9 protein-coding genes are annotated in these 13441 nt (G+C 61.7%); 6 read left to right on the plus strand and 3 right to left on the minus strand.

The window, feature by feature from the left end; all coding sequences use genetic code 11:
* The first annotated feature begins 67 nt into the window (after positions 1–67).
* Both BVG12_RS35680 and BVG12_RS20070 read left to right on the plus strand, forming a co-directional pair.
* Positions 68–1663, plus strand: coding sequence for a methyl-accepting chemotaxis protein (locus tag BVG12_RS35680; RefSeq protein ID WP_307189078.1), 1596 nt, complete (start codon positions 68–70; stop codon positions 1661–1663).
* A gap of 51 nt (positions 1664–1714) precedes the next feature.
* Entirely contained in the window at positions 1715–2314 is a 600-nt protein-coding gene (locus BVG12_RS20070) for a chalcone isomerase family protein (RefSeq protein WP_075793944.1), read from the plus strand.
* Positions 2315–2891: 577 nt separating this feature from the next.
* Here the strand turns inward: BVG12_RS20070 and BVG12_RS20075 are convergent.
* Positions 2892–3131: a hypothetical protein gene (locus BVG12_RS20075; RefSeq protein ID WP_156895687.1), complete on the minus strand. Its 240-nt coding sequence runs from the start codon at positions 3129–3131 to the stop codon at positions 2892–2894.
* Between the two features lie 168 nt (positions 3132–3299).
* On the opposite strand from BVG12_RS20075, the gene BVG12_RS20080 reads away from it, so the two are divergent.
* Positions 3300–4280 (plus strand): LysR family transcriptional regulator, encoded by a 981-nt coding sequence (locus BVG12_RS20080; protein WP_075793946.1) that lies wholly within the window; start codon positions 3300–3302, stop codon positions 4278–4280.
* 112 nt (positions 4281–4392) lie between these two features.
* Here BVG12_RS20080 and BVG12_RS20085 read toward each other — a convergent pair whose 3' ends face one another.
* On the minus strand, positions 4393–4848 hold the full coding sequence (locus BVG12_RS20085; RefSeq protein ID WP_036171419.1) for an Lrp/AsnC ligand binding domain-containing protein: 456 nt from the start codon (positions 4846–4848) through the stop codon (positions 4393–4395).
* 183 nt (positions 4849–5031) lie between these two features.
* Between BVG12_RS20085 and putA the strand changes: the two genes are divergently transcribed.
* Positions 5032–8667, plus strand: a complete 3636-nt coding sequence (gene putA / locus BVG12_RS20090; protein ID WP_075793947.1) for a trifunctional transcriptional regulator/proline dehydrogenase/L-glutamate gamma-semialdehyde dehydrogenase — start codon at positions 5032–5034, stop codon at positions 8665–8667.
* A gap of 93 nt (positions 8668–8760) precedes the next feature.
* Positions 8761–9876, plus strand: a complete 1116-nt coding sequence (ald, locus tag BVG12_RS20095) for an alanine dehydrogenase (protein ID WP_075793948.1) — start codon at positions 8761–8763, stop codon at positions 9874–9876.
* Here the strand turns inward: ald and BVG12_RS20100 are convergent.
* Positions 9846–10643 carry a 5'-methylthioadenosine/adenosylhomocysteine nucleosidase gene (locus tag BVG12_RS20100; protein ID WP_075793949.1) on the minus strand — a complete coding sequence of 266 codons (798 nt, stop codon included), beginning with the start codon at positions 10641–10643 and terminating at the stop codon, positions 9846–9848. The genes ald and BVG12_RS20100 overlap by 31 nt on opposite strands.
* Before the next feature lie 1142 nt (positions 10644–11785).
* Here BVG12_RS20100 and BVG12_RS20105 point away from each other — a divergent pair.
* Complete coding sequence (locus BVG12_RS20105; protein WP_075793950.1) at positions 11786–13411, plus strand: GMC family oxidoreductase; 1626 nt, start codon at positions 11786–11788, stop codon at positions 13409–13411.
* Positions 13412–13441: the final 30 nt, after the last annotated feature.

Raw genomic sequence — 13441 nt, forward strand, 5'->3', positions numbered from 1 at the left:
TTTATCTTGCAAAATTAGCACGCTCATTCTTTTTTTGGACGAGAGACTCACAATAATGATTAGAAATATGAGTATCGGCCAGCGTCTGGCCATCGGATTCGGTGTCGTGATTGCCTTGCTGGTTCTGCTGGCAGGGCTTTCTTATGTCAGGATTGCCAGCCTGAACAAGGAAATGAATACCTTAGTAAAAGTGCGCTACGCCAACACGGTGGCAGCGAACCGTATCAAGGAAGACGTGAGCGAAGCGACGCGCAGCATGCTCAACGTCCTCATCATGACCGATCCGGACCAGATCAAAAAAGAACTGGCGAACACGGAAGCGCGCAGCGCCAGCGCCACCGCCGAGGTCGCCGAACTGGCGAAGAGCACGGGCGATGCCGAGGCCGCCGACATCCTGAAAGCGCTGGCCGCCATCCAGAACAAATTCCTGCCCGCGCAAACCACCTTCATCAAACTCGTCAACGAGGACAAGAAGGACGAGGCGATGATGAAGTTCATGTTCTCGCTGCGTCCCCAGCAGACGCGCTATTTCGAACAACTGGACAAATTCGTCGCTTGGCAGAACACCGCGATGCATCAGGCAGGCGATAACACGGCCGCCGTCACGCAGCGCACGCAAATGCTGATCCTGGCGCTGACGACGGTCGCGGCCGCGCTGTCGCTGGGCGTCGCCTGGCTGGCCACGCGCAGCATCACCCGTCCGCTGGGGCAGGTGGTGGAAATCGCGCGCCGCGTCGCCGACGGCGACCTGACGAGCGACATCGCCGTCGACAGCCGCGACGAAGCGGGCCAGATGATGGAAGCGCTGCGCCACATGAACGCCAGCCTGATCCGCATCGTCGGCGAAGTGCGCGCGAGTACCGACTCGATGTCCTGCGCGTCCGGACAAATTGCCAGCGGCAACCAAGACCTGTCGACGCGCACGGAATCGCAGGCAATGTCTCTGGCCCAGACGTCGAGCTCGATGCGCGCGCTGACCGGCACCGTGCAGCAGAACGCGGACAACGCGCGCCAGGCCAACTCGCTGGCGGCCCAGGCGTCCGAGGTGGCGGCGCGCGGCGGGTCCGTCGTGTCGCACGTGATCGAAACGATGGGCTCCATTACGGCCTCGTCGAAAAAAATCGTCGACATCATCGGCGTGATCGACGGCATCGCCTTCCAGACGAATATCCTCGCGCTGAATGCGGCGGTCGAGGCCGCGCGTGCGGGCGAGCAGGGACGCGGGTTCGCCGTCGTGGCGTCCGAAGTGCGCGGCCTGGCGCAGCGTTCGGCCGCGGCCGCCAAGGAAATCAAGCTGCTGATCGGCGATTCCGTGGACAAGGTCAAGGAGGGCAGCACCCTCGTCGAACAGGCCGGCGTGACAATGGAAGAGGTCGTCGAAAGCGTGCGCCGCGTCACCGACATCATGGGAGAAATTTCGGCTGCCAGCCTCGAACAGAGCGCGGGCATCGCCCGGGTCAGCCAGACCATCGTCGAGATGGACGAGACGACGCAGCAGAATGCCGCCCTCGTCGAGCAGGCCGCCGCGGCGGCGGCCTCGATGCAGGAACAGGCGCAGCGCCTGGCGCGCGCCGTCAGCGTGTTCAAGCTGCAACATGCCGGCACGGATGCGCCGGCGGCGCCGCGCCTGGCACGATCCAAGCAAGCCCTGGCCGCGGCCTGAACCGCGGCCGACGATTTTCACAACGACAGTTCTTCCCATCAAGGAGACAACATGACTACTACCCGATTCGCCATCAAAGGCCTGCTCGCCGGCGCCATCCTGACCGTGGCCGCCAGCCTGCCGGCCGCCGCCGCCGTCGACATCAGCGGTTACAAGTTCGAGGACACGACCAAGGTCGCCGGCAAGGATTTGAAATTGAACGGCGCCGGCATGCGCACCAAGTTCGTCGTCAAGGTCTATGCGGCCGGCCTGTACCTGCCGGAAAAGAAGAACAACACGGCCGAGATCCTCAAGGAAGAGGGCCCGCGCCGCGTGACCCTGCAAATGGCGCGCGACATTTCGTCGGAAGACTTCGGCAAGGCCTTCATGGATGGCTTGAACGAGAACATCGACAAGGCCGAAAAACAGCGCATCGTGTCCCAGATCAGCAAGATGGGAGAATTGTTCGCCTCCGTCGACGGTCTGAAGAAGGGCGACGTGCTGCACCTGGACTGGATCCCGGGCACCGGCACCCAAGCCGAACTGAACGGCCAGAAGCTGGGCGGCCCTATCCCCGACATCAATTTCTACAACGCCATCCTGCGCATCTGGCTGGGCGATAAGCCGGTCGACCGCTCGCTCAAGCCGGCGCTGCTGGGCGAAGCCAAGTAATCCTCGTTTTGTTCCCGAAACGCGGCCCCGGGCAACCGGCGGCCGCGTTTTTTTTCGTCCTCCATTTTTTGACTGCGTGCCCGCCGGATTTTTGGATGGAGGGGGAGCTCAGCTGCGGCGTCGACGCCTCTGGCGGCCCGCCCGTTCGATGGATTCGATTCTTACGACAACTCATCCATGCATCGTAACCAATCATGAACTTCGGATATCTCATAGGCATATCAGACTAAGAATCATCCATATTCAATCATCTTTTCCACCTTATCGGCCAGCGCGAAGCGAAAACGGGATTCGCACAGGAGTCGCGTGATATCCGCCATATGCGATCAACATCATTCGATCCTCTTCCAACATACCGATAACTCATCCATTTATCAAGCATCGATTTTTTAGTTGGCATATCCGGTATCGACTGATTGTTAAATCAAACCGGCGAAAAACGACCTGACAACCCGAGCGACCCCGAGTTACCCGCGACGGGTGAGTCTGGCTTACGATATAGGGCGAAAAAAAAGCGGCGCCCGGTTATCCGGGCGCCGCTGTCGGGAATGAAGCTATGTAGACTGGATCGTATGGATCAGTGGGATCCCACTACGCCGACGTCGACTTGCGCGCGCAGCTTGCGGCGTGCGGCCAGCTCATCCTTCGTGGGACGAGGGCGCACCACCAGCACCAGCGCACGGGCGATGCCGATCAGAAGGGGACGGAAGAACATCACGACGCCGCCCAGCAGGGTCAGCTGGACCATGACGAGCAGCAGGTGGGTGAAGGGCAAGGCCATCACCGGCGTCTGGAAAAGGGTAGCTGAGAAGGACATGGCAAGTCTCGGAGTGGCGATCTGATCTATTCGTTCCATGTCACTATAGTGCAACGCAACATATAAATCTAATTACACTTAGTAATAGCTATTATATTGATCGTGAATGGAAATCGGGTACACTTGCCGTACCGATCAACCATTTCTGCTAGTCCTGAACGGAGTCCCATGAGCTTCCTCACGCTTGATCTGAACCTGCTCCGCGTCTTCGACGCCGTCATGACCGAGCAAAACCTCACCCGCGCCGCCGGTCACCTCGCGATGACCCAGCCGGCCGTCTCGAACGCCATCAAACGGCTGCGCGAAAGCCTGGGCGACGAATTGCTGATCCGTACCGCCTACGGCGTCAAGCCGACGCCGCGCGCGGAAGCGCTGTGGCCCGCCGTGCGCCAGGCCCTGGCCGCGCTGGAAGCGGCCGTGATGCCGGAAACGTTTGATGTGTCCAAAGCCCAGGCGACGTTCCGCATGGCGATGGCCGACGCCACCGCCGCGCTGTGGCTGCCGTCGCTCGTGCGATCGATCGAAAAAGAGGCACCGGGCGTGAATATCCGCATGGTGCCGCTGACCACGCGCGAACCGCGCCCCATGCTGCTGCGCGGCGACATCGACCTGGCCGTCGGCTTCTTCCCCGGCGTCGCGGCCCAGCTGTCGTACGAAACCGGCTCGCCGATCCGCCACGAGCGCCTGTATTCGGGAGAATACGTGGTCGTGATGCGCAAGAACCACCCGCTGGCCCAATCGAAGCTCGACCTGGACGATTATTGCAAGGCGAACCACCTGCTCGTGAGTTTCTCCGGCCGCGCCCACGGCCTCGTCGACGAAGCGCTGGCCCAGATCGGCCGCGAACGGCGCATCCTGTTGACCGTGAACCAGTTCTTCACGGCGGGCCGGGTCGTCGCGAACTCCGACCTCGTGACGGTGTTGCCGAAGCACCTGATCGCCTCGACGGGTGCCGCCGAGCAGCTCATCTGGAGGGAGTTGCCGTTCCAACTGCCGGCCGTCCACCTGGACATGCTCTGGCACGAGCGCGACGGCCGCAGCCCGGCGCACCGCTGGCTGCGCAAGAACCTGGAAAGCCTGTCCGCCACGGCGCAAAAGATGCTGCCGCAGAAGTCGGAAGCATCGGAAAAGATGGAAAAGATTGCCTGACACCGCCGTCCCCGCGAAAGCGGGGACCTATACTGAGCTGATCAGGACGCTCAGCATGCAGGGATAATGCAGGCACCATTCCCGCCTGCGCGGGAATGACGGAACATATTGCTCATTTGATCGGCAGCTTGGTCGTGTTCTTGACCTCTTCCATCACCGCATACGTGTGCGTCTCGCGCACGCCTTTCTGCAGTAACGTCTTGCCGAGGAATTCGCGGTAAGCTGCCATATCTTTTACGCGCGCCTTGACGAGGTAATCGAAGCCGCCGGCCACCATATGGCATTCCAACACTTCCGGAATCAGCTGGACGCTTTGTTTGAAGGCGTCGAAGACTTCCGGTGTCGTGCGGTCCAGCACCACTTCGATGAACACCAGCAGCGACACGTCCAGCAGCTGCGGGTTCAACTGGGCCGTATAGCCCATGATGTAACCGGACTCGTGCAGCTTGCGCACCCGCTCGAGGCAGGCGGCGGGCGACAGGTTGACCCGAGCGGCCAGCTCGACGTTGCTGATACGCCCGTCGCTTTGCAGTTCGGCCAGGATTTTCTTGCTGATCTTGTCCAGCATCTTCTTCTCTCTCCACTATAAATATTATTTGGTGAAATTCTCTCACCAAAAACTATCTATTGCTAGTCTTCTGTAAAAACAGAATTAATCCAGAAGATTTCCTTCTACAATCAAATCATTGATCCGCACCCCAGCGTCGTGCCGCGCCAGCGCTCGTCCTCATCCATTTTTTCCAGAACGTCCATGAACATTGCCGCCTTCCCGGCTTCCACCTACGTCCCCTTCGACGCCCTGCAGGCCGAAACCCGCCGCGAACAGACGCCGCTGCGTGCCGCGATCACCGCCGCCTACCGGCGTGACGAGACCACCGCCGTGGAATGGCTGCTGGCCCAAGGCGCCAGCGCCAACGGCGACGCCTACCTGCTGGCGCACCGCCTCGTGTCGGCCGTGCGTGAAAAACGCACGCGCTCGTCGGGCGTCGATGCGCTGATGCACGAATTCTCGCTGTCGTCGGAAGAAGGCGTCGCACTGATGTGCCTGGCCGAAGCGCTGCTGCGCATTCCCGACACGGAAACGGCCGACCGCCTGATCGCCGACAAGATCAGCAAGGGAGACTGGAAAAAACACCTGGGCGAATCGCCGTCGCTGTTCGTGAACGCCGCCACCTGGGGTCTGCTCATCACGGGCAAGCTCGTGTCGTCCAGCAGCGAGACGGGTCTCGGTTCGGCGCTGACGCGCATGATCGCGAAGGGCGGCGAGCCGCTGATCCGCAAAGGCGTCGACCTCGCCATGCGCATGCTCGGCAACCAGTTCGTCACGGGCCAGACCATCGCTGAAGCCTTGAAAAACAGCCGGGACAACGAGACCCGCGGCTACCGCTATTCCTACGACATGCTGGGCGAAGCCGCGCTGACGGAATCCGACGCCGACAATTACTATGCCTCGTACGTCGCGGCGATCCACGCGATCGGCAACGCCTCCAACGGCCGCGGCATCAAGGACGGTCCGGGCATCTCGATCAAGCTGTCGGCCCTGCACCCGCGCTACAGCCGCGCGCAGTACGCCCGTGTGATGGGAGAGTTGCTGCCGCGCGTGCGCAACCTCATCCTGCTGGCGAAACAGTACAACATCGGCATCAACATCGACGCCGAGGAAGCGGACCGCCTGGAAATCTCGCTCGACATGCTGGAAGCGCTCGCGTTCGACCCGGCCCTGGCCGGCTTCGAGGGCATCGGCCTCGTCGTGCAGGCTTACCAGAAACGCTGCCCGTTCGTGATCGACTTCGTCGTCGATCTCGCCCGCCGCAGCGGCCGCAAATTCATGGTGCGCCTGGTCAAGGGCGCGTATTGGGATGCGGAAATCAAGCGCGCCCAGGTCGATGGCCTGCCGGGCTATCCGGTCTACACGCGCAAGATCTACACGGACGTGTCCTATCTCACGTGTGCGCGCAAGCTGCTGGCCGCGACGGACGTCATCTACCCGCAGTTCGCCACGCACAATGCCCACTCGCTGTCCGTGATCTACACGTGGGCGAAGGCGGAGAATGTGTCCAATTACGAATTCCAGTGCCTGCACGGCATGGGAGAAACCTTGTACGACCAGGTCGTCGGCAAGGACAACCTGAACAAGCCGTGCCGCATCTACGCCCCGGTCGGCTCGCACGAGACGCTGCTCGCCTACCTCGTGCGCCGCCTGCTGGAAAACGGCGCCAATTCGTCGTTCGTGAACCAGATCGTCGACGAGAACGTGCCCATCGACACCTTGTTGGCCGATCCGTTCGAAGCTGCGCGCGCCGCGCAATGCCTGCCGCATCCGCGCATTCCGTTGCCGTTGAACCTGTTCCCGGACGGCCGCAAAAACTCCGCCGGTCTCGACCTGGCCAACGACCACGTGTTGGCCGGCCTGGCCGCCGATCTCGGCACGCCGCGCCACTACCTGGTCGCGCCGCTCGTCGACGGTCCCGTGACAGCCGCCGGCGCACTGAACATCGTGAATCCCGCGCAGTCGGCGGACATCGTCGGCCAAGTCACGGAAGCGACCACCGCCGACGTCGACACGGCACTGCGGGCCGCAACCGCCGCCGCACCGGGCTGGGAAGGCATCGGCAACGCCGCACGCGCCGACATCGTCGCCCGCGTCGGCGACTTGTTCGAGCAATACCGCGGCGAGCTGATGGCGCTCGCCGTGCGCGAAGCGGGTAAATCTCTGCCGAACGCGATCGCGGAAGTACGCGAAGCCGTCGATTTCCTGCGCTATTACGCGGCCGAGATCCGCCATGCACCGGAAGCCCGCGCACTGGGTCCCGTGACGTGCATCAGCCCATGGAACTTCCCGCTGGCCATTTTTACGGGCCAAGTCGCCGCAGCGCTGGCCGCCGGCAACGTCGTGCTGGCAAAACCGGCAGAGCAGACGCCACTGATCGCCCACCGCGCCGTCCAATTGTTCCACGAAGCCGGTGTATCGAAAGGCGCGCTGCAGCTGCTGCCGGGCCGCGGCGAAACCGTCGGCGCGGCATTAACGGCCGATGCGCGCATCAAAGCCGTGATTTTTACGGGCTCGACGGAAGTCGCGCAATTGATCAACCGCACGCTGGCCGAGCGCGCCGCGCGAGAAGGCGCCGATATTCCACTGATCGCCGAGACGGGCGGACAGAACGCGCTGATCGTCGATTCGTCCGCGCTGCCGGAGCAGGTCGTGCAGGACGTGCTGAGCTCGGCATTCGACAGCGCCGGCCAGCGCTGCTCCGCGCTGCGTGTGTTGTTCCTGCAGGAAGATATCGCGGACAAAACGATCAAGATGCTCAAGGGCGCCATGCAGGAGTTGCGCGTGGGCGTGCCGGACCGCCTGGCGACCGACATCGGTCCCGTCATCGACAAGGAAGCCCAGCAGAATCTGCTCGGCCACATCGAGCGCATGAAGGCGACGGCGAAGCAGCATTTCTCGCTGGTCTTGCCGGATGCTTTACTGGCGCAGGGCACCTTCGTGCCGCCGACCGTGCTCGAGATCGGCTCGATGAGCGAACTGAAACGTGAAGTCTTCGGCCCCGTGCTGCACATCGTGCGCTGGCGCCGTTCCGACCTGGACAAGGTCGTCGACACGATCAACGCCACCGGCTACGGCCTCACGCTGGGCGTGCATTCGCGCATCGACGAGACCATCGAATTCATCACGACGCGCGCCCACGTCGGCAACATCTACGTGAACCGCAACATCGTTGGCGCCGTCGTCGGTGTGCAGCCGTTCGGCGGAGAAGGGAAATCCGGCACCGGTCCCAAGGCCGGCGGTCCGCTGTATCTAAAACGCCTGCAAAAGGATGCGGCGCCGCTGCTGCGCCATGCACGTCGCAGCAATAACGCCCTAGATGGCCTGCTCGCCTGGGCCCGCGCCAACGGCCACGGCGACATTGTGCCGCTGGCGGAACACTATATGGAAACGACGCTGGACGGCGAGCGTATCGACCTGCCCGGTCCGACCGGCGAGCGCAACGAACTCGATTTCGTCCCGCGCGGCACCGTCCTGTGCGCGCCGACCGGCATGGCCAGCTTGCTGAACCAGCTGGCGGCCGCATTCGCGACGGGCAACCGCGCGCTCGTGCTGATGGCGCCGAACGCGTCGTTCCCGGCCGCCGTCAAGGAACGCATGGGTTTTATTACCGAGCAGGATCTGGACGGCAGCGATTTCGCCATGGCCCTCGTCGAGCAGAATCTGAAAGGAAATTTGCCGGCGAAGCTGGCGGCCCGTCCGGGTGCCATCGTCGGCATCGTCGATACCCGTGCGGGCGAACCGATCGCCCTGTGGAGACTGGTGGCGGAGCGCGCTTTATGTGTCAACACGACCGCGGCTGGCGGTAACGCAAGCCTGATGACGTTGGGCCTGTAAGCCAGGTCCACATGGCAGCGAACGCCGCGGAGTAGGTTTTACAAAGACCTGCGCCGCGGCGTTTTGTTTTTGGAGTTTACCTTGGAGGCAGACATGTTAGTAGGCGTACCAAAAGAAATCAAAAACAACGAATTCCGGGTGGGTCTTACGCCCCCCAGCGTGCACGAACTGGCCGCACGCGGCCATCGTGTGATCGTGCAAGCCGGCGCGGGTGCCGGCATCGGGCTGACGGACGAGCAGTACACGGCCGCGGGCGCGACGATCGTCCCGTCCGCGCAAGAGATCTTTGCGCAGGCGGAGATGATCGTGAAGGTCAAGGAACCGCAGCCGCAGGAATGCGCAATGCTGCGTCCGGGACAGATCCTGTACACGTATCTGCACCTGGCGCCGGATCCGGAGCAGACGGCGGCCCTCGTGAAATCCGGCGCCGTCTGCGTTGCCTACGAAACCATCACCGGCCCGGGCGGCGGCCTGCCGCTGCTCGCGCCGATGAGCGAGGTGGCGGGGCGGATGTCGATCCAGGCCGGTGCCGCTCACCTGGAAAAATCGAAGGGCGGCGCCGGCATCCTGCTGGGCGGCGTGCCCGGCGTGGCGGCTGGGCACATCGTCATCATCGGCGCCGGCGTCGTCGGCACGAATGCGTTGCAGATGGCCGTCGGCATCGGCGCGCGCGTCACCGTGCTCGATAAAAACGTCGACCGGCTGCGCCAGCTCGATCTCATCTACGGTAACCGAATCACGACCCTGTATTCGAACGCGCACGCGATCGAGGAAGCGGTGCTGTCGGCCGACCTCGTCATCGGCGGCGTGCTCGTGCCCGGTGCCGCGGCGCCGAAGCTGGTGACGCGCGCCATGGTGGCGCGGATGAAAAAGGGGGCCGTCGTCGTCGACGTGGCGATCGACCAGGGCGGTTGCTTCGAGACGTCGCATCCGACGACGCACGCGGATCCGACGTTCGTCGTCGACGGCGTCATTCACTACTGCGTGGCGAACATGCCGGGCGCGGTGGCGCGCACGTCGACGTTCGCGCTGAACAACGCGACGATAGGACACGCCGTGGCGCTGGCGAACAAGGGTTGGCGGCAGGCGCTGCGCGACGACGTCCATCTCAAGAACGGTTTGAATGTTTGCGAAGGCAAGGTGACGTACGCCGCCGTCGCGAAAGACCTTGGCTACGACTACGTGCCGGCCGATACCTTGCTGGCCTGACCGGCGTCCGCTTGCTGCCAGCCCAGGCAGAACTGCCTGACGATATGAAAAGCATAACGCGCGGCCACCGATTTCACGAAACGCATGAAATCGGTGGCCGCGTGTTCATTGGCGTTGTCGGAAATCGTCCGGGCGACGCCGAACGGGATGCCGAGCTCGAAACAGGCTTGCGCCACCGCGGCGCCTTCCATCTCCACGGCCAGTAAACCCGGCAATGCCCCATTCAACGCGTTCAGATGGTCCCTGTCGCTCACGAACTGGTCGGCGCTGGCGATGAGTCCACGATGCAGCCGCGGCCCGCTGAGCGCGAATACGGCCCTTTCTCCGGGATCGACGGCGAGGGCGAAGTCGTCTTCCAGGAAACGATGCGCCGCATTCGCCAGCTGGAGCGCCATGTGGTGGTCGGACAGGAAGTGCGTCAAACCCGTCAACGGCACTTCGTAGCGTGGAAACAAAGGGCTCGCATCCATGTCGTGCTGGACGAGCGATTCGGCCACGACGATGTCGCCGACGCGGATCGAAGCGTCGCCAGCACCAGCCACACCCGTAAAGAGGATGTGGGTAACACCGAACTTCTCCACAAGCGTTGCGGTCGTCAGTGCCGCGGCAACCTTGCCTATACGCGATAAAACGCACACAGCGTCGATTTCCCACAGTCGTCCGACAGCGTACTCACGCATGCCATGCATGAGCTTGTAGGGCCCTTCCATGGCTTCTATGAGCCCCTGCTGTTCTTCGTGCAATGCGCTGATGATCCCTAATCGCATGTTTCAGCCCGTTTTTGTTGGTAGATCGGCAAGAACAGGCGCCTTGTCCACGCTGTTCCCGGTCTTTTTTGTTTTATAGATAAAGATGTATATAAAAATTGGTAGTGATAGTAAACGCGCTTCAGTCTGTGGATAAGGAGGAATTTATCTACAGCGTCAACGGTTTACGCGATCACGGATCGGCTGGAAAAGCATTGTATCGATGCTGAACCGATGTTGGACAAAAAAACGGGAAGCCAGAAAAACGGGCTTTCTGCACATCCAGTCCTGTGGATATGCAGGCGGTTTTCCACAGTCGAGCTGGTTTTGCAGTCGATGTGGACGCTTCGCTTGCGGTTTTGGCATGCAAATCGGTGTTGGCAGCTGTCCCGGATGCGACGGATGCGTCTTGTTCTTCCTGTAGACAAAACAGAGGTCGAGCAGTGCCTGCGTTTGGTTTGTCACGACAGCTTGCCGGGCTTTTTTTTACGTCGCGGTACTTTTCCTTCTTTAGTTAACTTGGATAGAAAGAAAGGATAGTGATGATAGTAAACGCGCGCCGAACTGTGGATAAGTAGGATTTTTTCCACAAGCTCAAGGGTTTACGTGCTTTGCGAACGGTTGAACAAACCTTGCGTCTGGCAGGGATCGAAACTGGACAAAAAATCGGCGGTCGATCAAGACGGTAGTTCCGCACATTCGATCCTGTGGATATTCAGCAGCTTATCCACAAAGTGGGGCAAATCTGGTTTTCGGTGACGGTCAAGGTGATGTGTCTGCACGGTCGAAGTCGCTGTCGGCGTCGAAGCCGGGTTGTGGCCGAAGTCAAAAATTTTTCGGCAGGGCCGCCGTGTTTGCGACAAGTCCCAGGTTTACAACCAAAAGCTTGTATACAGAATAGTGGTAATAGTTAACGGTGGCACTCTTCTGTGGATAACCCAGGTTTTGTCCACAACATCAAACGTTTACGGTTCGTATAAGGCAGTGGGCCGGTCTTGTATGTTCCTTGTGGCAAAACTGGATAAAAAACGCGGCTGTGCGAAAAGTCCATCTTCCCCACATTTCGTACCTGTGGATATTCATACGCTTATCCACAGTCCGGAGACCTCATCTGTGCTTGATCATCTGGTAAGCTTGCTCAACCGAATCACGAATGAGGATCCATGGAATCCGCCGGAGCATTCGATTACATCATCGTGGGGGCCGGGACCGCCGGCTGCGTGCTGGCCAATCGCCTGACGCGCAGGCCGGACGTGCACGTCTTGCTGATCGAGGCCGGCGGCAAGGACGATTACCTGTGGATCCATATCCCCGTCGGCTATCTGTATTGCATCGGCAATCCGCGCACGGACTGGCTATTTAAAACGGAAGCGGATCCCGGCCTCGCGGGGCGGTCCCTCATCTACCCGCGCGGCAAAGTCCTGGGCGGCAGCTCGTCGATCAACGGCATGATCTATATGCGCGGCCAGGCGGACGATTACGATCGCTGGGCCGATATCACGGGCGATCCGACCTGGCGCTGGGACAGCGTCCTGCCCATTTTCAAGGCAAGCGAAGACCACCATGGCGGCGCCACGGCGACGCACGGCAGCGGCGGCGAATGGAGAGTGGAGCGCCAGCGGCTGTCCTGGGAAATCCTCGACGCGTTCCGCGATGCCGCCAGCGAGATCGGCATCCCGAAAGTCGACGATTTCAATGGCGGCGATAATGAAGGCTGCGCCTATTTCGACGTCAATCAGCGCCGCGGCATCCGGCTGAACACGGCGAAAGCGTTTCTCAGGCCGGCTGCCACGCGGCCGAATCTGACGATCATGACCGGCTGCCACGTCGAAAAGCTCATCCTCGAGCGGACGGAGCAGGGCGCGATCTGCCGCGGCGTGCAATTCACGGGCGGCGGCCGCGCCTTCACCGCCACGGCGCGGCGCGAAACCCTGCTGGCCGCCGGCGCGATCGGTTCGCCGCACATCCTGCAATTGTCCGGCATCGGGCCGGCGGGTCTGTTGCACCGGCACGGTATCTCTCCTGTCGTCGATGCGCCGGGCGTCGGCGAGAATTTGCAGGACCATTTGCAGCTGCGCATGGTTTATCGCATTACCGGTGCCCGTTCCCTCAACACGAGCGCCGCGTCCTGGTACGGCAAGTTAAAGATCGGCGTGCAATATCTGCTGTTCCAGAGCGGGCCGATGTCGATGGCGCCGTCGCAAATGGGGGCGTTCGCCCGCTCCGATCCTGGCCAAGCGACGCCGAACCTGGAATACCACGTGCAGCCGCTGTCTCTGGAAAAATTCGGCGATCCGTTGCACGGTTTTCCAGCGTTCACGGCCAGCGTGTGCAATCTGCGGCCGACGGCGCGCGGCCATGTCCGGCTCGCGGCCAACGACAGCTACGCGCCGCCGAAAATCGTCCCGAACTATCTCAGCACCCCGGAAGACCGCAAGGTCGCGGCCGACGCGCTGGCGCTGACGCGGCGCATCGTGACGGCGCCGTCCATGGCGAAATACCACCCGGAGGAATTCAAGCCGGGCCCGCACTACCGCACGGAAGACGAATTGGCGCAGGCGGCCAGCCTCATCGGTACGACGATTTTCCATCCCGTCGGCACGTGCCGCATGGGAAAAACGAACGATTCGCTCGCGGTCGTCGACAGCCATTTGCGAGTGAAAGGCGTGCAGGGCTTGCGCGTGGTCGACGCGTCCATCATGCCGACGATCACGTCCGGCAACACGAACACGCCCACCTTGATGATCGCGGAAAAGACCGCGCAACTGATCGCCCGCGAATGGGATTGAAGCCGGTTGGGCAAATTTGCACAACGGGTT

The organism is Massilia putida, from assembly GCF_001941825.1.
Lineage (GTDB): Bacteria > Pseudomonadota > Gammaproteobacteria > Burkholderiales > Burkholderiaceae_D > Telluria > Telluria putida.